Below are 22,767 nucleotides of genomic sequence, written 5' to 3' on the forward strand. Positions count from 1 at the left end.
GGCGGCATCGCCCTGCGCCATCCTTCTGGTGGATCGGCCGATTTGAGGCAACAGAATGCGCCTCATTGATCGTACGAAGCTCTAGTCACGCACGACGCCCCTTGCCTTGGCGAGGCGTTCGGCATTCTCGAAAATTTCGTCGAGGCTTTGCTTGCCGGGGCCGCTTGAGCGGGATTCCGTTACGATCTGGCGCAAGTCTTCGATCGTCAATTCCTGGTCGCGGCGGGATCGATCGCGGCGCACGAGATCGCGCACATAGTCGCTTGTGCTCGCATATTCGCCCTTGCTGATCTGGGCTTCGATCCATTCTTTCATAGGGTCGGGCAGTGAAATGGTCATCGTGGCCATGTGGAAACTCCTTGCGCTGATCCTATCATGAATAAGAATAAATCACAAAAACGCTTATTGTGATTTTGCGCGATTTGTCTTCCCTGACGTCACCGAGATCGTGTTCTTGTTCACTGCATCGCTGTAGATTTCCACATCAGCTTTGATGCGATTCAAGATGCTGGCTCACGCCAGCATCTGATGATGCAGCCTTTATCGACCGAGCCCCGCGAGAGCGTTTATCCGCGCTAGCCGCGATGTGCTGTGTCGCCGAAATAGAAAAACTCCCGGTCGTAGTCCTTGATCCCGTCTGCGGTGAGGATCAGGCGGGGCTCTGTGAGTTTTCGTTTTCGTGGCTGTCCATCCACCCAGGCGTCGGCCACCTGCAAGGTTGTCAACGTGGAGGAAATCCCCTTTTGAAGGTAGTGCGTCGGTATGACGACCTTCGGCTTCAAACGCTCGACGATCTCGTCTGCCTGCTTGAAGCTGAGAATATGTTCCGACCCATCGACGGGAAGCGTCGCACATCGACCCGGCCCCAGGCATTCCAGACCTCTTCGGGCGGATTTGCCCTGTTATCGCCCCAGATGAGTGTTCGTATGCCCGCCGTCTCAACCAGATAGGTCACCATGTCGAGATGGCCCGGATTGTTGGGTGGATACGGGTCGGCGCCGAACTCCTTGACGACTTCGATCCACTTGTACCATCCCGGCTGATCTGTTGAATGCTTATCGGCGATGCCACTGATCTCTGCATCGGCGAACGCAAATTTTCCAACCACGCGGTCCAGAACGCTGGTGGCATCGACCTTGTCGATCGCGTCGTGGTCGAAATGGGCGTGGGTCGATAAAACCATATCGACGACAATGCGCGGGAAATCCCGGGGGAACCACAATCCCCAGGCGCCGGAAGGATCATTGCGCCAAGGGTCGAACAACAGAGTGAGCCCCGCCGGGGTGGTCAGCCGGAACGCCGTGTGCCCGAAATAATCGACAACAAGCTCCTTGTTGCCGGCATTCAGGGCGCCGCCTTGCAGCGCACGGACATGCTCATTGTTTCCAGACTGCTTCCAGGCGACGCTTCCGCTGACTGGCGCACAGTTGATTTCCTGCGCCTGGGCATAGCCTGTATTGCCGATGGCGACTGCGGACAAACCGCCCGTTGCAGTCAAGGACAGAAACCGGCGCCGTGAAGGATCCGGTTCAAAGGTCTTATTGTCGTCACTCACTCAATCGCTCCCACACTGGAATGGCTGTTTACATCGCGGCGAGATCGAGCGCTTTCCGCTTCGATCACCGTGTGGTGACGTAGCCTTCCGGAAAAACGGAGACGAGAAATTATCTACTAAATTTATAGAGTAATGCGCAACGCGATCTCATAATTTGGGGAGGGGGAAGAGCAGGCGGCGTGGTGGCCGTGTCATGGTGCACCGGCACCGCTATCCGCGCCGATGCCTGGTGGCGCGACCAAGCGGTCGAGGCGGCTTGATCAAAAAAAGCCGAAAGCCGTTTTACAGGCCTTCGGCTCTCGCTCGCAAAAGCGCGATCAGTTTTTCAGATACACTTCCAGCGTATCGTCCATCGCTTCCAGCCACGGCGTATGATGCTTGGGTGCCATCGTCCCGGTCATCAGCGATGCATAGGCGTTATCGCGGAAGCCCATGATGTTTTCGCCCTTGTGGTGTTCCCATTCCATGAAGGTCTTGTTGGTGCCTTCGACGTCGAACTTCGGATAGTCGGTGTCTGCAAGCAGTTCGATGACGTAATCGCCCTGGAACCAGATCATCTGTTCGGCGTCTTCCAGCGTTTCTTCGCGGGCGCGCCAGGTGTCGAAATGTGCCTTCATCCCTTCCTTGGAGGGCAGCTTGATGCGGTCCATGATGACGTCGCGGGCAAACCAGGCCTGGGCGTCGAACATGTTGAAGGTGTAGAACTGGTCCTGCATGCCGATATACATCAACTGCGGATTGTCCTCGTAGACGACGCCCTTGTAGAGACTGTCGGACCAAAGCCGGTTGGCGGTCTTCAGACGCAGGTCGTCGGGCAGGAACGGGAAATGGTGGAGGTAACCGGTGCACAGGATCAGAGCATCGACCTCCTTGGTCGATCCGTCGGCGAAATGCGCCGTCTTGTTGACAAGCTTCTGCAGGAGCGGCCGTTCCTCGAAGCGTTCCGGCCATTTGAAGCCCATCGGCTTGGAGCGGTAGCTGGTGGTTACGGATTTCGCGCCGTATTTCCAGCATTGCGAGCCGATATCCTCGGCGGAATAGCTGCGGCCGACGATCAGCACGTCCTTGTCCTTGAATTCCAGTGCATCGCGGAAATCATGGGCGTGCAGGACGCGGCCGCCGAAGGTTTTCACGCCTTCGAAATAGGGGACATTCGGTGTCGAGAAATGGCCGGAGGCGACGACGACATAGTCGAACTCCTCGTTATACATCCGGTCCTCGACGCGATTATGTGCCGTCACCGTGAACTTCTTCGTTGCCTCGTCGAACCGCACCATGCGCACCGGTGTGGAGAAGCGCACCCATTTGCGCACGTCGGCCTTTTCGACGCGGCCCTTGATATAGTCCCACAGCACCGCGCGGGGCGGATAGGAGCCGATCGGCTTGCCGAAATGCTCCTCGAAGGAATAATCGGCGAATTCCAGGCATTCCTTGGGGCCGTTCGACCAGAGATAGCGGTACATGCTGCCATGGACGGGTTCGCCATATTCGTCGAGCCCGGTGCGCCAGGTATAGTTCCAAAGGCCGCCCCAGTCGGCCTGTTTTTCGAAGCAGACCACTTCGGGGATTTCAGCACCCTTCTGGGCGGCGGACTGGAAGGCTCTCAACTGGGCAAGGCCCGATGGCCCCGCGCCGATCACGGCTACTCTGGTCATGTCTGTCTGTTCCCTTTGTTATGTCATGGTCAGTTTATTCGGTCGTTGCCGAATGTCTTTATGCCGTTTGCCCCTCACCCTAGCCCTCTCCCCGCAGGCGGGGAGAGGGGACGACAGAGGTTGCCGCTTGTCCCTTCTCCCCGTGCACGGGGAGAAGGTGGCCGACAGGCCGGATGAGGGGCTTTTTCAGTCTAATCCGGATAGATCCCCGCGCTTGTCGGCGCGCCGTCGTCATATTTCGCCAACCAGTCGATCATGATCGGGCGGTTGCGGGTCAGGCCCTTGTAGTCGATGATTTCAGGGGGCAGGCTTTTCAGCACGCGCGGCAGGCGGCGGGCCCATTTGGGCACGGTCACCAGTTCGTCGAGGCTGATCAGGTAGCAGCGGATGACGAAGAGGATGGCGTTGGAACGCGGCAGGCGCCACAGGCTTTGCAACTCCACGCGCAGGTGCATTTTTTCGCCGACATTCTCCGGCGTTACGGTCAGGCGGTCGGGACCCCATTTGTGGTAGTTTTCCGGAGAGGTATCGAGCCTCGGATTGACGGTCATGGTCCAGTTGAGGCGCCGGGTCGGCTTGCCCTGCTGCAGGTTGAGCAGGAATTTCAGCGCCCGGTCGAAGACGCCGATCTGGTGGGCGAGCGGCACCGGGCCGTGCCATTCCATGAAATTCATGCCGATATCGAAATCGAGCGACCAGTCGGCCTGGGTGGTGACCATGCCGGCATCCATCCACAGATTGTTGTCGCGCTGGTCCACGATGCAGAAATCGCCCTGGGCCTGGCGGGTGATATATTCCATCGGCGGATAGGGAAGCGTGGAGGGATCGCCGAAGGTGAAGGTGTCGTCGATACCCAGCGGGCGGTTGATCCAGCGCCAGCGGTCGCCGTCCTTTGTCAGCGTGAAATGCTCGGGATAATCCTGCGCCTGATGCTCCATCAGGAGTTCCAGCACATCCCATTGCGCCGCCATCATATGCGGCAGGGCCTGGCAGCGCAGCGGGTCTTCCTTCAGCACCATCGCCCGGTCCTGCATCTCGGCGACATAGTGCTCGTCAACGTCGATGAGGTTTTCAAAAACGCTGTCGGCCTTGCCGCGGATATGCGGCTCCATGTTGACGGAATACATGTATTCGTCGCGGTCGAAGGGGAAGGGAAAGCGCCTGATATTGGTAAGGCTGTTGCGGAAGGTGAAGTCGTCGCGGAATGTTTCGTTCCTGAACGTGATGGTCATCTGTCCGGTCCCCCTTCTATCTGTAAAAGATTGCTAGAGTTGAAGAACGAGTTGCTGGCCTTTGAACCGCGAGACGCAGATCATGACCTTTCTGCCGGACGCTTTTTCCTCGTCCGACAGGTAGATATCATTGTGTTCCAGCGTTCCGTCGCAGGACGAGACCGCGGTTTCGCACTGGCCGCAGGCGCCGCCACGGCACATGTAGGGGGCGTCGCAACCATGCGCTTCGGCCGCCTCCAGAATGCTCTGGTGTTCGCCAACGGTCATGTGGATGTTGGATTTCTCGAGGAAGACCTGGAACGGCAGGCCGGCGGGTGGCGCCAGGAAGCGTTCCGAATGCAGGTTTTCCTTCGGCCATCCGGCTTTCAGCGCCGTCATCAGCACGCCGTCGATCATGCCGGCCGGGCCGCAGACATAGAGATGCGTGCCCAGCGGCTGGTTGTCGGTGATGGCGGCCACGGGGATATAGCTCTTTTCCTCATCCACATAGACCTTGATGCGGCGCGGGCCGTAGCGGTCGATGAGGTGCTGCCAATAGGCGCCATGCGAGCGCGAGCGGATGGCGTAGTGCAGTTCGAAGGCGATGTTGTCGCGGCTGAACTGCTCCATCATCGCGATGAACGGGGTGATGCCGATGCCACCGGCAATCAGGATATGCTTGCGGCCGCGATGATCCGGCGCGAAGAGATTGACCGGCTGGCTGACGGTCAGCTGATCGCCGGGCTTTACCTGTTCATGCATGAAGACCGAGCCGCCGCGGGAATTGGGCACCCTGAGCACGCTGATTTCATAGGCGCTGTTGTCGTCGGGATTGGACATCAGCGAATAGGGATTGCGGCGTAAAAGGCCATTGTCGTTCATCGAGACGACGACATGGGCACCGCCGGAAAAGAACGGCATGGGATGGCCGTCCAGCCGCTCGAAGCGGAAGCGTTTGACGAGTTCGGTCACATCAGTGACATCGGCGACCCGGACGGGCATGTCTGTGTTGAGGCTCACGGGAACATCTCCTCAGGGGCAGGCGCCGTACCCGGTTCTTCTGCATCGATGTTGACGCCCTGGAAGGCGCCGAGACGTCTGGAATAGTGGTCGCGCACCAGGAGCGGCAAGCCGCAATGGCTGCAGGCAAAGGGGCTCGTCGTCACATTGTCGGTGATGCCCTTGCAGTGCACGCATTGCACCCGGCGCGCCGTCGAGCCGCGATGTTCGGTATGGATCGAGTTGAAATCGATGCCGAATTCCAGCGCCACCTGCATGATCTGGCCGATAAAGCCTTCTGTGCCGGCGATGTAGAGCCGCGTTCCCATCCGGGCCTGCTCCAGACAGGCGCGCAGGCGAAACAGCAACGGCTGAAGTGTCGGCGCCTGCCAGAAGATGTCGGGCGACAAAGCCGAAAGAACCGCGTCATAGGCATTCGGCGCGGCGCCTGCGGCCAGAAAGAGGATTTCCGATTTTGCCAGGAAATCCTTGCCCTTCAGGTCCACCTGGCCGGTGAGGGCGGCCGCCCCTTCGCCCTCGAGGACGAAGAGGTGGCGCTTTGCGTGGGGATCGATGTCGAGCCCCTTATATTCCGGCCTACTTTTGATCCCTTGTACGAGCATGCCGTCAGCCTTGCGCCGTCCGTTTCGTCTTTTTCGGATCATCGAAGGTGATCGTGTGGGCGATCGCCGGTGCGTTGACCGTCTTGCCCTTTACCTGGAGCTTGGTGCCCTGGACGGCATAGGGAACCTCGACGCGCATGATCGCCATCGAGCGGTTGGTGAGCTTGGAATAGGACGGGCAGGTGATGACGCCGACTTTTTTGTCGCCATCCCAGACTTCGTCGCCGAGATCGGCCGGTCCATCGGCCTCGATCAGCAGGCCGAAGATCTTGAAGCGTTCCTTGCCTTTGAGGCGGGCATGTTCCTCGGCGCCGCGAAAACCGGTCTTGCCGGGGCTGACGGTGAAATCGAGGCCGAGTTCCCACAGGCTGTCGCCGGGCTGCTCGTTAGCGAACGGATACATCTGCGAATTGTCGTAGGGGTAGAACAGCAGGTAGCTTTCGACCCGCAGCATGTCGAGAACGCTGAAGCAGACGGGGATGATGCCCATCTCCTTGCCTTCATCGACGATCCGGTCCCAGACCATGCCGGCATCCTGGCCGCGCACGAAGATTTCGTAGCCGCGTTCGCCGGTATAGCCGGTGCGCGAGATCATCACCGGGGCGCCGAACAGGGTCGTCTGCATATGGTGGAAATATTTGAGGTCGCGGATGCCGGGCACGTATTTTTCGAGATAATCGACGGCAAGCGGTCCCTGCAGTGACAGGTCATGCAGGTCGTCGTCGAACAGCACGGCACAATTGCGGCCCTGAGCCTGCTTGACGATTTCCTCGAAACCGGAGCCCGAGCCGTGCACCAGCATCCAGGAATTCGGGCCGGTGCGGTAGACGATGCAATCGTCGGTGAAATGGCCGCGATCGTTCAGCATGCAGGCATAGACGGACTTGCCGGGATAGACCTTCGTCATGTCGCGGGTGGTGATATATTCCAGGATGGCAATCGCATGCGGGCCGACCAGATGCACCTTCTTCAGGCCTGAAACATCCATGATGCCGGCCTTGGTGCGCACGGCGATGTGTTCTTCGGAAATATCCTTGTCATAGGTCCAGGCGGTTCCCATGCCGCTCCAGTCCTCAAGATTGGACCCCAGTGCCCGATGCCGATCGCCCAAGGCGGAGAAACGCCAGCTAAGTGCCATGATTTGTTCCCTTATTTATTTCACTCTGTGGAAATAATTATTCCTGAGTATATTCGCGTTTTCGGGAACGGCAAGCCCGCGATGTGGATTTCTCGCCGGAAAGTGCGGTGTCGCGGATGGTAAAAGACGTGCCGCTTTTGCTTCTTCAGGAGCTAACAGTTGAAGCATTCAACGCCGGAAAAGCGGACTTTTCAAGTGGCGTAATCTGGGAAGGCGAGCACACACGAAAATGCCCGGATCAGGGATCCGGGCACCGGGGACATTATAAGATGAAACGGGAATCAGGCGAGCAGGCCTTCTTCCTTCATGGCGGCGATGAACGAGGCCCAGGCTTTCTGCGGGCTGCGGATGCCGTCGAGGGCGTCGAGGCAATGTTGCAGGGCGCGGCGATAGGCAAGACCACGCTTGCCGGTCCAGCGGCGCAGGAACTCTACGGCGTCCCAGGCGGTCGCGATGATGTTTTCCTGGCTCTGCTGGATGACCACTCTGACGGGGGTTGGAAAGCGTTTGTAACTCAACGTCGTCCTCATGCTGCTTCTTGAAATTGCAGCACTCAAACGTGCGGGATTCAAGAAGGTTCCAACGACGGATTCATTTTGGAATCTGCTTGTGAAAGCATGTTCTGAACGATGGCTGAGGCGTCTTCGATGAACCACGGGATCAGCGCATCGCGCGCATCCGCTCGACCCAGTCAGCCCCGATCTGCCATCGCGTCAGCACATCCAGCGGGTCCTCCGCATCGAGCCGCGAACAGATGCGATAGACCTCCAGAACCTCGGCACTCATCTCGCCGCGATGATAGAGAAAGGTGGCGGCGGCGTAGCGGGTGCGGCCGGACCATGCGATGCCCGGCGGAGTTTTGATCAAATCCCAGTTCTGGCGTGTTTCCTCGTCCATATCGCAACCGTCAGAACTGAGCGGGCGGGGAAGCGGCACGGCGGTCGAGCTTGATGAAGGGGCGCGGCACGATGCGGGCGCGTTTCATCATCTTTTGATATTGCAGTTCGCGCGACGCGTAGATTTCCACCCAGAGATCTTCGGTCAGGCGCGTGCCATAGGGCCGGGTCAGGCTGGCGATGGCGATGTTGCGCTTGGCAAGCGGCGACCAGATTGCGGCACTGACGAGGCCAGCCTCATGCTTTTTCCGGTGATAGAGGATGGCACCGTCAGCCGGAATATTGCCTTCAATTTCAAGGCCGACGAGCACATGTTTGAGAGATTGATTCCGCCTGGCTTCAAGTATCGCTTGATGTCCATTGAAGGTGACTTTTTGCGCATCGACCAGCCAGTCCAGCCCGATCTCGTCGGGCATGCGGGCGCGGTCGGCGCGCAGCGCCGTCTCAGCCGTCATGAAATCGGCATTGGCGACGATAAAGCCGGCTTCGATGCGGGCGCGGTTGAGCGCGGCATAGCCGATGGCGCGGATGCCGTGAAGCTGTCCTGCCGTCCAGAGGCGGTCCCACAGGCTGAGCGCGGCATTGGCGGGGACGAACAGTTCGTAGCCGAGATCGCCGGTAAAGCCAGTGCGCGAGATGGTGACCGTGCCGCCCTCATGCGGGAAATCGGCGAGCTGGAAGGGTTTCAGCCGTTCGATGCCGTCGAAGCCGGCTTTGGAGAGGACCGCGAATGACGTTGGGCCCTGCAGGGCAAGCCCGGCAATCTCAGCCGTTTCTTCCGCGACGGTAACATCAAAGCCGATGGCGCTGTCGAGCAGCCAGGGCAGGTGGCGCTCCTGGCAGCAGAGGCGGAACGTATCGGGCGCGAGCCGGAACAGGGTGCCATCATCGAGCACATGACCGTGGTCGTCGCACCAGGCGGTGTAGTGGACGCGGTCGATGCCGAGCTTCGAGACATCGCGCACGGTCAGCCGGTTGAGATAGCGCTCTGCCTCCGGCCCGGCGATACGATATTTCACCATCGGCGAAATATCGAACAGCGCCGATGTCGAGCGGATGGCGAAATATTCCAGTTCCTCGTCGAAGACCGAATGCGGCGCCTTGTAGCCGGACCAGGTGTACCAGTCGCTGGTTTCGCTGAGGGCTGCGATGCGCGGATGAAACGGGGTCTCGAAGCGCGGCGTGGCGATATGGCTCTGCAGGGCGCGGCGGGGGTTGATCTCCAGCATCATGATCTCTCCGAAAGAATGTGGCGCGCGGCGAGCAGTCCCGGCAGGCCGGAAATGCCGCCGCCCGGATGCGAACCGGCACTGGCGAGGTAGAGGCCGGACAGCGGCGTGGTATAGCCGGCCGCCGCATTGACCGGGCGGTTGACCAGCAGCTGATCGGCCTGCAGCTCGCCATGATGCCAGTGGCCGCCGGGCAGACGATACTGGGTTTCCATATCGGCCGGTGTCATCAGCTGGCGTCCGACGATGCTCTTGCTCAAGCCCGGCGCGTAGCGCTCCAGCGTGTCGAGGATGATTTTTTCGAAGGCCGGTTTGCCATTGTCCCAGCCTCCCTTCAGATCATAGGGCGCAAATTCTACCAGGGCGGACAGCGTCGCGCCGCCGGGGGGCGCGAGTGCGGGATCGGCAAGGCTTGGCAGGGTGATCTCCATCACCGGATCGGGGGAGAATTCACCGTATTTGGCCGGATTGAAGGCATTTTCGACATGGGCGATGGAGCGGGCGATGACCAGCCGGCCGCGATGGTCATCCGGCGAAACGCCGGTGAAGGCGGGCTGCCGGTCGAGGGCCAGATCGAGCTTGGCGACATTGCCTTTCGAGCGGATATTGCCGACGGCGCGGACCAAGCCTGTGCCGAGTTCGGCTGCGTCGCAGAGGTTCAGGAATGTCGCCTGCGGATGGATGGCGCAGACGATAACGGGTGCGTTCAGCTGTTCGCCGTTGGCGAGCACGACGCCGGTTGCGGTGCCGCGATTGGCGAGGATGCGCGCGGCATGGGCGCCCGTGCGGATGACGGCGCCGGCGGCGGTCGCTGCCTTTTCGAACGCCGGGGCAAGGGTGCTCATGCCGCCCTGCGGCACGCATTGTGCACCCGTCTTGCCGCCGGTTTCGCCGGTCAGGCGGTAATAGAGGCCGAGAAGCGAGGTCGGTGATCGCGGCCCGAGATGGATGCCGAGCGTGGCGTCGAAGGCAACGAGACCCTTGAGGCGGTCGTCGGTCAAATATTCGTCGGCGACATCGGCGACATTCATCAGGAGCATGCGCAGGAAGTCGCGGCCTTCCTCGCGGCCTTTGGTAATGAGGCTGAGGCCTGCGCCGGCGAAGGTTCCGAGGTCGTTCAGCTTGATTCTGCCGATCTCCGGCGGCCGGCGCTTGAGGAAGCGTTTGAGAATGCCCGCCTGGAACATCAGCTTCTTGCGCATGGCCGCAAAGGCCTTCGCCTCGGCCGGGCTGACGCCGTCGATTGTCTCGCCATAGGCACCACGCAGGACGGCGTGCCTGCCATCCGGCGAGAGCGCCACGGTCGGCAGGGACGCGCCGGAGGTTTTGGCGGCTTTCAGCTTCAGGAGGTCCTCGACCTCCGGATCGAGCCGGTTGACGATATGGGCGAGGCCGGCGGAGCGGTAGCCGGGGTGGAATTCAAAGCCGCGCATTGCGCCGCCGGTGCTGTCGGCGGCTTCGAGAACGACGACCCTGCGGCCGTTCTGCGCCAGCAGCGTGGCTGCCGTCAGGCCGTTATGGCCGCCGCCGATGACGATGGCATCGAAGTCTGCGGCGTTGAAATTCGTGGTCCGGGCGAGATCAGATGACGTCATGGGCCGGGCTCATTTCTGAAGGTTTCAGTTTCAGGTCACGCAGGATTTCGGCGGCGGCATTGCGGCCGGGCGCGCCCATGACGCCGCCGCCGGGATGGGTGGAAGAGCCGCAGAGATAGAGGCTAGGCACCGGCGTGCGGTATTGCGCGTAACCGGGCACCGGGCGGTTGAACAGCAACTGGTCGAAGGTCAACTCCCCTTGGAAGATATTGCCTTCGGTGAGGCCCACCTCCGCCTCGATCTCGCGCGGCGTGCGCACTTCCATATGCAGGATGCGGTCGCGGAAGCCGGGGGAATAATCGGCGATCTGGCTGACGACGGTCTCGGCAAAGGCGTCGCGGTCGGCATCGGTCCAGTCGCGGCCTTCCAGTTGCGGCGGGCAATATTGCACGAAACAGCTCATGAAATGCTTGCCCGGCGGCGCCATGGTCGGATCGAGCGTCGTCGGGATCACCATATCGACGAAGGGATCGGCGGAATAGCGGCCAGCCTTCCAGTCGTCATAGGCGCGTTCCATCCGCTCCATCGAATCGGTGAAATGCAGATCGCCGCGAATGCAGGAGGAATTCTTCGGCAGCGCCGGAAATTCGGGCAGGCTGTCGAGTGCGATATTGAGCTTGCCAGACGAGCCGCGCATCTTGAAGTGCTTGACGCGGTGGACGAAGGCTTCGGGCAGGGCATCCTCCTCGACCAGCTTGAGGAAGGTGCGCTTGACGTCGGCATTGGAGACCACGAGATTGCCGCGCACCTCCTCGCCATCGGCCAGCACGACGCCGGTGGCGCGGCCGCTGCGGGTCATGATGCGGGCCACATCGGCGCCGGTGCGGATCGTGCCGCCCGATGCCTTGAAGGAGGAGGCGAGCGCCTGGGTCACCGCGCCCATGCCGCCGCGCGCATAGCCCCAGGCGCCGACGGAGCCATCGACTTCGCCCATATAGTGATGCAGAAGCACGTAAGCCGTGCCGGGCGACATCGGCCCAAGCGCCGTGCCGATAATGCCTGACAGCGCCAGATAGGCCTTGATGACATCAGTCTCGAAATATTCGTCGAGGAAGTCCGAGATCGACATGGTCCAGAAGCGCAATGTCTGCGCCATGTCATGGGCGGAGAATTCGCCGAATTTTTTGCCGAGATAGAGCAGTTCGGAAATGTCGCGCGGCTTGAAGGAAAACGGGTCCGGTGCGGTGCGCATCAACAGCGGCTGGATGAAACGGCATTGGCGGGTGACGTCGCGGGCGTAGCGGTCATAGGCTTCGGCATCGCGCTTCGAATAGCGGGCGAATTCGCGGCGATGGCTGTCATGGTCGCGGTAGGAGGCGATATAGTCGCCGTCGCGGGTAAAGACCGCGCCGCCTTCATAGGCGATGACCTGCAGCCCGTGTTTCGGCAGCTCGAGCTCGCGCATGATTTCCGGGCGAAACAGCGAGCAGACATAGGAACAGTTGGAGTAGAGGAAGCCGGGGGTCAGTTCGCGGCTGGTGGCCGCACCGCCCACCCAATCGTTCTTTTCGAGCACCAGCACATCAAGCCCGGCGCGCTGCAGATAGCAGGCCGCGACCAGGCCGTTATGGCCGCCTCCGATCATCACCACATCGTATTTCTTCATGCCTCTGTCTCCCTCATTGCGAAAAATCTGGCATGAAAAGCAGAATGTTGTCCAGTTATATTGAATGAATATTCAGCAAGTATGTTGCAATCCTCTGATAATGCGATAGGATTTCGTGTCAAAGGCCATGCGGTGGAAATGACGGGATGATCGAAACCTCAATGCGGGAACCGGGATATGGCCAGGCAGGTGCATCGGGCTCCGGTTTGGTGATCGCGCGAGTATCTCCGGCCGGCCAGGCACGCGGTTCCGTGACCGTGAAGACGGCGCGCACGGGCTATCCTGGAACGGGCATCCGTAGCTTCAAAGCCAAGCAAAAGGTTCTTGACACCGGGCCGCATTGTCGCGCTCATCTGCCCGGTGAAAAACCGGGCGGGAGCGCATCATGAGCGTCGTTCTCAGCCTGAAGGGCAAGAAGGTTATGGTGAGAATGAAGGCAGTGTCTGCGGCGGAAACCGGCGAAAACGACAGGCGTGGCCGCAAGGCTTCGAAGGAAACACGGCGCCAGCAGCTGGTCGAGGCGACGATCGATTCGCTTGCCAAGCGCGGCTATTCCGAAACGACGCTGGCCGATGTTGCCGATGGCGCGGGCCTGTCGCGCGGCATCGTCAATTTTCATTTCGAGAGCAAGGAAAAGCTCTTGATTGCCACGCTGCAATTCATGGCCGATGAATATGCGGCGCATTGGGGCGCGGCACTCGATAAAGCGGGCGAGGCGGCATCCTCGCAACTCTGGGCTTTGGTGGCGGCCGATTTCGACCGCAAGATCTGCACCAAGCGCAAGCTGGCCGCCTGGTGCGCCTTCTGGGGCGAGGCGAAATCGCGGCCGACCTATCAGGCGCTCTGCGGCGCCCGCGACACCAAGTACCAGGAGCTGTTCGTGGCGCTCTGCGCGCAGATGAAAGCGGAAAAATCCTACACATATGACGCCGAAACCATCGCGCTGGCGCTCAGCGCCATGATGGAGGGCCTGTGGTTCCGGCTGATGATGGGCGATGGGCTGACGCGCGAAAAGGCCCATGCGGCGGCAATCGAATATCTGGTCTCGGTCTTTCCGGGCCATATGACCCATCAGGGTCCGAAATAGGGAACAGCTGAAAACGGAAAAGGAGACCGGCATGCGGATAATGGGAATGGTCAGGGATTTGGGCAGGGCCGCGTTGCTGGCCTCGCTGCTGTCCAGCGCGGCGTTTTCGGCGCGCGCCGCCGACAATATCACCGTCTTCGACTGGTCCGGCTACGAGGATCCGGCCTTCCACCCGGCCTATACCGCAAAGCACGGCACGGAACCGGATTTCAGCTTCTTCGGCGATGAGGAAGAGGCGTTCCAGAAGTTGCGCTCCGGCTTCAAGGCCGACCTTGCTCATCCCTGTTCGCAGAGCGTCAACAAGTGGCGCGAGGCAGGGCTGCTCGAGCCGCTCGATACGTCCAAGCTGACCGGGTGGGACGATATTCTGCCCGGCATCAAGGCGATGAAGGGCCTGATGACCTCCGATGACGGCACGGCCTGGTTCCTGCCGTTCGAGTGGGGCAATACGGTTCTGACCTATCGCACCGACACGGTGAAGCCGGAAGAGGTCCAGTCGCTGAAGGCGTTTGCCGATCCGAAATTCAAGGACCGCGTCTCGATCGGCGATAATGTCGATGATGCCTATGCGCTGGCAAGCCTTGCGATCGGCCTCAAGGACTGGACGAAGATGACCGATGCGCAGTTTTCGGAAGCTTCCGCTTTTCTGCGCGAGGTGCACAAGAATGTCCGCCTCTACTGGACCGACAATACCGAAGTCACCCAGGCGATGGCGAGCGGCGAGGTCGATCTCGCCTGGGCCTGGAACGAGACCGTGACGACGCTGCAAAAAGATGGCGTGCCGGCCGACGTCAAGCGGGATACGACGGAAGGGCTGTCCACCTGGGTCTGCGGCTATGTCCGCCTGAAGGGTGCAGAGGGCGACGCGGACAAGCAATATGATTTCCTGAATTCGATCAGCGATCCGGCCATCAGTACGTACCTCGTCAATGACTGGGGTTACGGGCATGCCAATGCCAAGGGCATGGCTGCGGTTGACCCGGCGATCCTTGTGGCGAAAGGCTATGCCGATGTCGATAAGTTCGTCGACAAGACGCTGTTCCAGTCGCCGATGCCGATCGAGCTGCGCCAGAAGATGATTGCCGAATTCGAGAAGATCAAGGCGGGCTATTGAGCGGATATGATGCAGATGTGATTGTCGCCGGGGCCGGTTTTGCCGGCCTTTCGGCGGCCGATGCCCTGGTGTCGGCCGGTCTCGATGTGATCGTGCTGGAAGCGCGCGACCGGGTTGGCGGGCGAGTGGAAGCCTCGGCTTTTGCCGATGGCGTTGCGATGGATACCGGCGGGCAGTTTATCTGCGACGAGATGCCGAATGTCATGGCCTTGACGCGGCGGTTCAACTTGCCTTTGGCGGAGACGCCGCTGGACGGCGCCTTTCTCATTGAGCCGCAACCGTTTGAGGCGGGGTCGTCCTTTGCGGAATCCGGCCGCATCCGCGCCCGTGCCAACCGGATCGATCCGCGCGATCCCAATATTTCGGGGCTGACGGCGGGGGAATGGCTTGCGCGCCAGAGCGATCCGCCCGGCGCAAAAGCCAGCTATCAGGCGATGGTCGAGGGCCTCTGGTGCCGCTCGATGAGCGAAATCCCGCTCTGGTATCTGATCGACAATGACCGGCGCACGATCAGCAACGGCAACGAGCTGCAATATTTCGCCGAGGGTACGATCCATGCTGCGGCCGAAGCACTGGCGGCAACGCTGGGCAAGCGCCTGCGGCTTGAGGCGCCGGTGGTTCGCATGGACCGCAGCGAGGGTTCGGTGTCGGTGACAACAGGCGCGGGCGGCGTCTTGACCGCGCGGCAGGTGATCATTGCCGTGCCGCCGGTGATGGCTTCGCGCATCGCGCATGTGCCCGATCTCCCCAATGCGCTGAACGGCGCTCTGAGCGCTTGGAAAAGCGGCACGGTGATCAAGGCGCTGGTCCGCTTTGAGCGGCCGTTCTGGCGTGATCGCGGTCTGAGCGGCATGGTGATGTGGCGCGATACGCTGGGGCTTTTCGCCTGCGATGTCAGCAGCCGGCAGGCGTCGGCGCTGGTGATGTTTGCCGGTGGGCCGGTTGCCGTCGAATGGAGCGCGAAGGGACACGCCTTCATCGAGGCGGAAATCTGCCGCCGGCTGGTGGCGGCGCTGGGTCCGCAGGCCGCTGAGGTGGCGGGGCTGTTGATCCGTGACTGGGTCGGCGATCCCTGGAGCGGCGGTGGCTATAGCGATGTGATCACGGATCTCCAGGCCTATGATGCCGAAGACATTCTGCGCGCCGGTGCGCCGCCGGTGCATTTTGCCTCGTCGGAGCTATCCCCGTCATTCCCCGCCTATATCGAGGGCGCCATCGTTGCCGGACGGGAAGCCGCCATGCGGGTGATTGCAGCGCATCAATCGGCCATCGCCACCAGCGCATCCGGATCATAGGCAAGCCGGATCGGTGCGCCGACCGGAATATCGTCCGCGCCGAAATTATTGGTTTCCGACACGGACAGCGGTTTTTCGAGGCCCGGCACATCGACGATCAGGTGGGTGATCTCGCCAAAATAATGCCGGTCGACCACATGGCCGGTCACCTCGCAATCGGCCTTGGCATCGTCCCACAGGACCCGCAGGCGTTCCGGGCGGATGCCGATGGTGATTTGGCCGTTCTCAGCGGTGAAGCCCTTGGGCTTGGCGATGGTGACATTGCCGAATCGGGTGGTCTCGACGGAGAGATTGAGAGCGCTTTCGCCGGTGATCTTTGCCCGCATGAAATTCATGCCGCCGAGAAAATCCGCGACCTGCCGGGTGAGGGGACGCTGGTAGATTTCCTTGGGCGTCGCCACCTGGGCAATCTTGCCGCCGAACATCACGGCGATCCGGTCCGACATGGCGAGCGCCTCGTATTGATCATGGGTGACCAGAACGAAGGTAATGCCGACGGCTTTTTGCAAGGTGCGCAGTTCCACCTGCATTTCCTCGCGCAGCTTCTTGTCGAGCGCCGACAGCGGCTCGTCGAGCAGGAGCACCTTAGGCCGCATCACCAGCGCCCGTGCAAGCGCGACGCGCTGACGCTGGCCGCCGGATAGTTCATGGGCCTTGCGTTTGCCAAGATGCGAAAGCCGAACCTGTTCCAGTGCGTTGCCGACACGCTGGCGTTCGTCGCTTGCGTTCAGCTTCAGGCGCTTGAGGCCGTAGCCGACATTGTCCTCGACATTCAGATGCGGGAAGATCGCATAGTTCTGGAAGACCATGTTGGTCGGCCGCTTGTTGGGCGGCAGGTCGATGGCCGAATGGCCGTCGATGCGGATGTCTCCGGACGTCGGCGTGTCGAAGCCGGCGATCGAGCGCAAAAGGGTGGTCTTGCCGCAGCCGGACGGACCAAGCAGCGAGAAGAATTCGCCGGCGGCAATGTCGAGGCTGACATTGTCGAGCGCGCGATAGATGCCGTAATAGCGGCTGACGGCATCGATCTCGATCATGGGTGTATCAGCCATGGGCGGCGGCTCCAGCTTTGAGGCGGTTTTCCGCGCGGCGGCGCAGGATTTCGGCGGTGGCGACCAGGAGGATCGACAGGGCGATCATCAGGCTTCCGAGCGCCAGCACGCTTGGCAGCTTGGCGGCAAAGCGCAGCTGTCCCCAGATATAGACCGGCAGCGTCGGCTCCGTGCCCGACAGGAAGAAGGCGAGGATGAATTCGTCGAGCGAAATGGTGAAGGAGACGAGCAGGCTGGAGATGATGGCCGGCGCCACCACCGGCAGCGTCACCCTGCGGAAGGTGCCGATGGCGGTTTCCCCAAGGTCGAGCGAGGCTTCCTCCAGCGAACGGTCGAAGCCATCGAAGCCGGAAATCAGCACCGACAGCGCATAGGGCAGGCAAAACACCGTCTGGCCGAGAATGACCGTGACCAGTGACAGTTCCAGGCCGAGCTGCAGCACGATCATCAGCAGCGATACGGCTACGATGATCTCGGGCAGAAACAGCGGCGCCATCAACAGGCCGGTTGCCGCGCGCTGGCCGCGGAACTTGTAGCGGGTGACGGCGCGGGCGGCGCAGATGGCAAGGCCGGTGGACAGGAGTGAGACGCAGATGCCGACGATCAAACTGTTGCGCGCGGCGGCCAGCATCGCCGCATTGCCCCAGAGCGAGGCGTACCATTTGGTGGTGAAGCCGGCGAGCGGGAAGGTGGTGGAGGCTGCATTGTTGAACGAGAAGATCGGCAAAAGCAGGATCGGCAGATAGAGAAAGACAAGGTAAGCCGACACATAGACCGGCAGCCAGCGGGATTTTCGAATGCCGTGACGGCCGCTCATTTGATCCGCCTCACGAATAGCTTCAGCGCCAGCACCATGCAGCCGGCCATGGCCGAAACGATCACCATCGTGGTGACGGAAAGGGCTGCTCCAAGCGGCCAGTTGGCCCCCTTGCCGAACTGCGCCTGGATGGCGGTGGCAATCATCACGCCGTCCTTGCCCCCAACCAGCTTGGGCGTGACGTAATCGCCGACGGTCGGGATCATCACGATCAGGAAGGCGGAAATGACGCCCGGCAGCGACAGCGGCAGCGTGACGCGCAGAAAGCTCCAGACCTTGTTGTCACCGAGATCATGCGCCGCCTCGATCAGCGACCGGTCGATCTTTTCCAGGGAGACATAGATCGGCAGGATGGCAAAGGCCGCCCAGCTATGGACGAGCGTGATGATCACGGCGTTGGAATTGTAGAGCAATGTGGTCACCGGCTGATCGATCAGTCCGGTGGACATCAAGCCGGTATTCAGCACGCCCTGATAGCCGAGGATGACCTTCCAGGACATGACGCGCAGGAGGTAGCTGGTCCAGCAGGGCACGGTGATCAGGAACAGCCAGAGGTTCTTGTGAACGCCGCCATGGAAGGAGATGAACCAGGCGACCGGATAGGAAAAAGTGACGGTGATGAGGCTGACGGCGAGCGAGATGGTGAGCGAGCGCCAGAGCAGGTCGCGGTAGATCGGTTCTGTCAGGGCGACGCGATAATTCTCAAGCGTGAAGCTGCGGTCGATGGTCAGGTAATCCTGGGACCAGAAGCTATAGGCGATGACGATGAGGACGGGCAGGAAGAGCAGCGCCAGCGCGTAAAGCAGGGTCGGCGAGATTAGCGTCAGGCCCTTAGCCTCGTCGCTTGCCGCCCAGCGGCGGCTGCCGGCAAGGGGCGGTTTGCTTTCCACGCCGATTGCGCCCGGCAACGCCACCATCAGCGCCACCCGTGCGGCGCGGTGCCGTGACAACAGTGAAAATGCAGGGATCGTATCATGCCGTCCGTCCCGGGCGGTTTTCCGCCATTCTTTGGTTCCCGCAGAGAGAATGAGCGCAAAACGGGATTGAACGCAAGTGTTTTTTCTGCCAATATTGATTGAACGGACATTCAAAATAGAAGTAATTGATGTTTTATATCAGTTATTTGATTGGAAATATTGTCCATAAATTATCTGTGGAGGCGAAAAAATGGCGGCCAAACGTGAAGACGTGATCAGCTCTTTGGAGGCTTCGGACAGCATGGTTGCCCTGGCCAGAGATCATCTCGTCCAGCCCTGGCCGACGGCGGGCGAGATCGGCGCCGAGGCGCGCGGCGGTATCGTCAGCGGTGACGGTATCTATGTGATCGACGGCGAGGGGCGAAAGCTGATCGACGGTCCCGCCGGCATGTGGTGCGTCAATGCCGGGCATCGGCGAAAGGAGCTCGCCGGCGTGCTCTATGATCAGGCCATGGACCTCTCCTACAATTCGCCCTGGTACACGATGAACGCGCCGTCGGTGACGCTGTCCGCCCGGCTTGCCGATCATGCGCCGGGCGATCTCAATCATGTCTTCTACACGACCGGCGGCTCCTCTGCGGTCGAGACCGCACTGCGCTTCATGCAGTTTTCCAACAATGTGAAGGGGCGTCCGGACAAGAAGCTGATCGTGTCGCGGCAAGGCGGCTATCACGGCTCGACCTATCTGTCGGCCTCGCTGAACGGCCGTCCGCGCGATCACGACTGGATGGACAGCGCCGGCGAGCAGGTGGTGAAACTCGCCTGTCCCAATCCGTTCCGGCGGCCGGAAGGGATGAGCGAGGCTGCGTTCTGCGATGGGCTCGTCGCGGAATTCCGCGCGGTCATCGAGGCGCGGGGGGCCGAGCGCATCGGCGCCTTCATTGCCGAGCCGGTGATGGCATCCGGCGGCGTCATCGTGCCGCCGGACGGTTATCTCAGCCGGATGCGGCAGCTGTGCACCGACAACGACATCCTGTTCATCGCCGACGAGGTGGTGACGGCTTTCGGGCGGCTGGGGCATGTCTTTGCCTCCAGCGATGTCTTCGGCATCGAGCCTGATATGATCACTTTCGCCAAGGGTGTGACCTCCGGCTACTTTCCGCTTGGCGGGGTGATGATTTCGTCGCGCCTGTTTGAGGAATTGCGCCGCTCCAACCACCCCGATGCGATGTTTGCCCATGGGCTGACCTATTCCAGCCACCCGATCGGCTGCGCCGTGGCGCTGAAAAATCTCGATATCCTGGAAGAGGGGCTGCTTGAACATACGCGCGCCATTTCCGGCCATTTCCAGGCGAGCCTGAAGACGCTCGAAGACCTGCCGCTGGTCGGCGAAGTGCGCGGGGCCGGACTGATGGCCTGCGTCGAATGCGTCGCCGACCGTGTGCACAACAATCCGCTGACGCTTGATCTGGATGTCGGCAAACGCATCGACAGGCATTGCCAGGACCTCGGTCTCCTGGTGCGGCCGTTGATCAACATGTGCGTGATGTCACCACCGCTGACGATCACCCTGCCGCAGATCGACGAGATGACCACGATCCTGCGCACCAGCATCCGCCGGACGATGGATGAACTGGTGCGCGAAGGGTTGTGGCACGGCTGAGTTTTGTCTTGGGCATGGCTTCCATTCCCCGCCATGCTCATTTTTAAAGGGCCGGTTTTCCCGGCCCTTTCTTTATGGCTTGTCAGACTGCGGCAAAGCGCAGCCGGCTGTTCATGCCGGCCATTTCCCGCTCGTCCGGGGCGGCGGGCAGGGTCATGACCGGCAGGATGGCGCGAAGGTGGTCGTGGTGGGTGCGCACGCCATATTCGAGATCGGACAGGTAGAACCCGTTGAAGGCTTTGGAGGTCATCGATTCGTTGGACCAGATGGTCAGTTGCACGTCCTCGGCCTGCGTATCGCGGTCGATGCGCTGGGCAAGGTAGCGGGCGGCGCGTTCCCGGCGGCTTTCGTCGCGATGGCGGTAGACGCCGCCGCGCAGCATGGTTTGGCCTGTGGAAAGCGGAAATTCCTGGTAGAACTGCACGGCTTCCGGTGTCACGGCGATTACCGCATTGGCGAAGATGCCGTAGTAGATCCAGGCCTTGCGCAGGTGCTGCGGCAGGTGGGTGGCTTCCGGGGCGATTCTGACATAATTGCGCACGCTCCAGCGCCGGCCGGCATGCGGATTATAGGTGGCAAAGGAGCGGCAGAGGCCGTTGACGAAGGGTTCGTCATAATAGGTCGAGCCATAGAGGTCCTGCAGCGCCGGATGGGCCATCGCCACGTGGTAGCCCTCGTTGTCGACATCACGGACGGATTTCCAGTTGACCGGCGAGGTCTGCGTCCAGAGATTGCCGGCGGGAACCATGTCCTGCGTCTTGTATTCGCTGAGTTCGGCCGCGAAGGGCTGCATCAGTTCGGCGACGGACGGCTGGGGCCCAGGTGCAAAACGGATGAAGACGAAGCCCATCCAGACTTCGAGATCCAGTGCGATCAGCCCGAATTCCTGCTTGTCGAGCGGCGGGAAGGAGCGGGGGCGGGCGGCGCCCCGCAATGTTCCGTCGAGATTATAGACCCAGCCGTGGAACGGACAGACCAGCGCATTGCGGCAGGTTCCCTTGTCATCGGCCACGACGCGCGAGCCGCGGTGGCGGCAGATATTGTGGAAGCCGCGCACGGTGCCATCCTGGTCGCGCAGGATCAGCGCGCGCTCGCCGACGACATCCATCGTGATGTAATTGCCGGGCTCCGGCACATCGGAAACATGGCAGGCGATCTGCCAGTGCTCGCGGAAGACATGCTGTTTTTCAAGCTCCAGCAGCGCGTCGCTGTGATAGCACCAGCCCGGCAGGCCGCTGCGGTCCCAGTCGTTGGGAACGTTGATGTTTCGGGTCATTTCGTTCATGAATTTCCCCATATCTTGCTGAACGTTCATTCAATATAATCACATTTCTCCATAAATAGGAATAGGTTGAGGGAGTGGCGACCCTACGAAATTTTTAGGAATTTTCGGATTTTCGCGGAAATTGCGGCCGCCGCCGTCCGGTCCTTCGGCATTTGCCAGGGGGACGGGAGTATGTTGCGTCAAAGGAACCGCAGTCGTGTCCGGGCCTATCTTTCCAGTTCCGGGTAGACCCGGTCGAGAAAACCCGGCCGAAGTTTTTCGCCCATCAGGCAATCGGTGGGCGGTTTGATCTGAACGGGAATGGCTGGCAGTCGCGCCTGGCTGACCTCCAGGACCAGCTTCTGGCGGATGGCGACGGCAAAATCTTCCGGCTGATGCACCGGCAGCACGAAAGAGCCGGGGCCGCCGATGACGCAATCGGCATAGTAGCGGTCAAGCGAAACCGGCCCGCCGGAGGGGCGGATGAGAATGGCAAGGCCGTTGATGATGATGCCGCTTTCAATGGCGGCATCACGGGCAGGGTCGACCGGAGGGCCCAGATTGTTCGGCCCGTCGCCGGAAATATCGACCACCCGGCGCATGGCATCATAGGGGCTTGCCGCCATCAGTTTCGATGCAAAGGTGATGGCATTGGAAATCGAGGTGCCGCGGCGGGTAAAGACCGGCCGTGAGGCGAGATGTTCGGCAAGACTAGCGGCGTCCTGGGCGTCGTCAATCACTTGCCAGCCGATGACCGAGGTTTCGTTGACGCTGCCCGCCCATTCGAAATAGCTGATGGCGATGCGGCCATTCAGACCCGCAGTCACCGCGTTGATGAAGTCGGGGTGACGCAGCGCCTCGACATAGCCCATGCGCTGAACCTGCGCCTCTTCGATATCCATCGAGCCCGACATATCGACCGCGAGCACCAGCGCCACATCGACCGGAACGGCATCTGCCACCGGCGTCGCCACTGGCGTGGCTGCAATCGTCAGAAACATCGCAAGTGCTGAAAACATCAGGTCATCCAATCGGCGCTCAGGATCGTATG

Annotated in this window: 23 protein-coding genes; 5 read left to right on the forward strand and 18 right to left on the reverse strand. The window is 61.0% G+C overall.

Features of this window, described 5'->3' with window-relative positions:
- Positions 1-81 precede the first annotated feature (81 nt).
- From ASD32_RS14275 to ASD32_RS14335, 13 genes are all read right to left on the reverse strand, one after another.
- Entirely contained in the window at positions 82-348 is a 267-nt protein-coding gene (locus ASD32_RS14275; protein WP_060638706.1) for a type II toxin-antitoxin system ParD family antitoxin, read from the reverse strand.
- 227 nt (positions 349-575) lie between these two features.
- Entirely contained in the window at positions 576-782 is a 207-nt protein-coding gene (locus ASD32_RS30275; RefSeq protein WP_060638707.1) for a hypothetical protein, read from the reverse strand.
- Entirely contained in the window at positions 779-1,555 is a 777-nt protein-coding gene (locus tag ASD32_RS14285) for an MBL fold metallo-hydrolase (protein WP_060638708.1), read from the reverse strand. Before ASD32_RS14285 ends, ASD32_RS30275 begins: the two co-directional genes overlap by 4 nt.
- A 317-nt stretch (positions 1,556-1,872) precedes the next feature.
- A complete protein-coding gene (locus ASD32_RS14290; RefSeq protein ID WP_060638709.1) occupies positions 1,873-3,210 on the reverse strand; it encodes an NAD(P)/FAD-dependent oxidoreductase in 1,338 nt (445 codons plus the stop codon).
- Positions 3,211-3,401: 191 nt separating this feature from the next.
- Positions 3,402-4,442 (reverse strand): DUF3445 domain-containing protein, encoded by a 1,041-nt coding sequence (locus tag ASD32_RS14295; RefSeq protein ID WP_060638710.1) that lies wholly within the window; start codon positions 4,440-4,442, stop codon positions 3,402-3,404.
- 33 nt (positions 4,443-4,475) lie between these two features.
- A complete protein-coding gene (locus tag ASD32_RS14300) occupies positions 4,476-5,441 on the reverse strand; it encodes a PDR/VanB family oxidoreductase (protein WP_060638711.1) in 966 nt (321 codons plus the stop codon).
- On the reverse strand, positions 5,438-6,043 hold the full coding sequence (locus tag ASD32_RS14305) for a dimethylamine monooxygenase subunit DmmA family protein (RefSeq protein ID WP_060638712.1): 606 nt from the start codon (positions 6,041-6,043) through the stop codon (positions 5,438-5,440). Before ASD32_RS14305 ends, ASD32_RS14300 begins: the two co-directional genes overlap by 4 nt.
- Before the next feature lie 4 nt (positions 6,044-6,047).
- Positions 6,048-7,181, reverse strand: a complete 1,134-nt coding sequence (locus ASD32_RS14310) for an aminomethyltransferase family protein (RefSeq protein ID WP_060638713.1) — start codon at positions 7,179-7,181, stop codon at positions 6,048-6,050.
- 281 nt (positions 7,182-7,462) lie between these two features.
- Complete coding sequence (locus ASD32_RS14315) at positions 7,463-7,711, reverse strand: DUF982 domain-containing protein (protein WP_200953602.1); 249 nt, start codon at positions 7,709-7,711, stop codon at positions 7,463-7,465.
- Between the two features lie 130 nt (positions 7,712-7,841).
- A complete protein-coding gene (locus ASD32_RS14320; RefSeq protein WP_060638715.1) occupies positions 7,842-8,078 on the reverse strand; it encodes a hypothetical protein in 237 nt (78 codons plus the stop codon).
- Positions 8,079-8,088: 10 nt separating this feature from the next.
- Entirely contained in the window at positions 8,089-9,306 is a 1,218-nt protein-coding gene (locus ASD32_RS14325) for an aminomethyltransferase family protein (RefSeq protein ID WP_244490174.1), read from the reverse strand.
- Positions 9,306-10,901 (reverse strand): NAD(P)/FAD-dependent oxidoreductase, encoded by a 1,596-nt coding sequence (locus ASD32_RS14330; RefSeq protein ID WP_060638717.1) that lies wholly within the window; start codon positions 10,899-10,901, stop codon positions 9,306-9,308. Before ASD32_RS14330 ends, ASD32_RS14325 begins: the two co-directional genes overlap by 1 nt.
- Complete coding sequence (locus tag ASD32_RS14335) at positions 10,888-12,507, reverse strand: NAD(P)/FAD-dependent oxidoreductase (protein ID WP_060638718.1); 1,620 nt, start codon at positions 12,505-12,507, stop codon at positions 10,888-10,890. Before ASD32_RS14335 ends, ASD32_RS14330 begins: the two co-directional genes overlap by 14 nt.
- A gap of 146 nt (positions 12,508-12,653) precedes the next feature.
- On the opposite strand from ASD32_RS14335, the gene ASD32_RS14340 reads away from it, so the two are divergent.
- The 4 genes from ASD32_RS14340 to ASD32_RS14355 are packed head-to-tail and all read left to right on the forward strand — an operon-like array spanning position 12,654 to position 16,003.
- Positions 12,654-12,896, forward strand: a complete 243-nt coding sequence (locus ASD32_RS14340; protein ID WP_060638719.1) for a hypothetical protein — start codon at positions 12,654-12,656, stop codon at positions 12,894-12,896.
- Positions 12,897-12,928: 32 nt separating this feature from the next.
- On the forward strand, positions 12,929-13,594 hold the full coding sequence (locus ASD32_RS14345) for a TetR family transcriptional regulator C-terminal domain-containing protein (protein WP_156383190.1): 666 nt from the start codon (positions 12,929-12,931) through the stop codon (positions 13,592-13,594).
- Positions 13,595-13,634: 40 nt separating this feature from the next.
- A complete protein-coding gene (locus ASD32_RS14350; protein ID WP_060638720.1) occupies positions 13,635-14,708 on the forward strand; it encodes an extracellular solute-binding protein in 1,074 nt (357 codons plus the stop codon).
- Positions 14,705-16,003, forward strand: a complete 1,299-nt coding sequence (locus ASD32_RS14355; protein WP_060638721.1) for an FAD-dependent oxidoreductase — start codon at positions 14,705-14,707, stop codon at positions 16,001-16,003. The genes ASD32_RS14350 and ASD32_RS14355 overlap by 4 nt, the downstream gene beginning before the upstream one ends.
- Here the strand turns inward: ASD32_RS14355 and ASD32_RS14360 are convergent.
- The 3 genes from ASD32_RS14360 to ASD32_RS14370 are packed head-to-tail and all read right to left on the reverse strand — an operon-like array spanning position 15,967 to position 18,789.
- Complete coding sequence (locus ASD32_RS14360; protein ID WP_060638888.1) at positions 15,967-17,040, reverse strand: ABC transporter ATP-binding protein; 1,074 nt, start codon at positions 17,038-17,040, stop codon at positions 15,967-15,969. The genes ASD32_RS14355 and ASD32_RS14360 overlap by 37 nt on opposite strands.
- A 7-nt stretch (positions 17,041-17,047) precedes the next feature.
- On the reverse strand, positions 17,048-17,872 hold the full coding sequence (locus ASD32_RS14365) for an ABC transporter permease (RefSeq protein ID WP_060638722.1): 825 nt from the start codon (positions 17,870-17,872) through the stop codon (positions 17,048-17,050).
- A complete protein-coding gene (locus ASD32_RS14370; protein ID WP_060638889.1) occupies positions 17,869-18,789 on the reverse strand; it encodes an ABC transporter permease in 921 nt (306 codons plus the stop codon). Before ASD32_RS14370 ends, ASD32_RS14365 begins: the two co-directional genes overlap by 4 nt.
- A 250-nt stretch (positions 18,790-19,039) precedes the next feature.
- On the opposite strand from ASD32_RS14370, the gene ASD32_RS14375 reads away from it, so the two are divergent.
- Positions 19,040-20,452 carry an aminotransferase gene (locus tag ASD32_RS14375; RefSeq protein WP_060638723.1) on the forward strand — a complete coding sequence of 471 codons (1,413 nt, stop codon included), beginning with the start codon at positions 19,040-19,042 and terminating at the stop codon, positions 20,450-20,452.
- An 82-nt stretch (positions 20,453-20,534) separates the two neighbouring features.
- Here the strand turns inward: ASD32_RS14375 and ASD32_RS14380 are convergent, their stop codons facing one another.
- Together ASD32_RS14380 and ASD32_RS14385 are read right to left on the reverse strand one after the other, a co-directional pair.
- Complete coding sequence (locus ASD32_RS14380) at positions 20,535-21,737, reverse strand: aromatic ring-hydroxylating dioxygenase subunit alpha (protein ID WP_060638890.1); 1,203 nt, start codon at positions 21,735-21,737, stop codon at positions 20,535-20,537.
- 206 nt (positions 21,738-21,943) lie between these two features.
- A complete protein-coding gene (locus tag ASD32_RS14385) occupies positions 21,944-22,735 on the reverse strand; it encodes a DUF1194 domain-containing protein (protein ID WP_060638724.1) in 792 nt (263 codons plus the stop codon).
- Between the last annotated feature and the right edge of the window lie 32 nt (positions 22,736-22,767).

The organism is Rhizobium sp. Root483D2, assembly GCF_001426685.1.
Taxonomy (GTDB): Bacteria; Pseudomonadota; Alphaproteobacteria; order Rhizobiales; family Rhizobiaceae; genus Pararhizobium; species Pararhizobium qamdonense.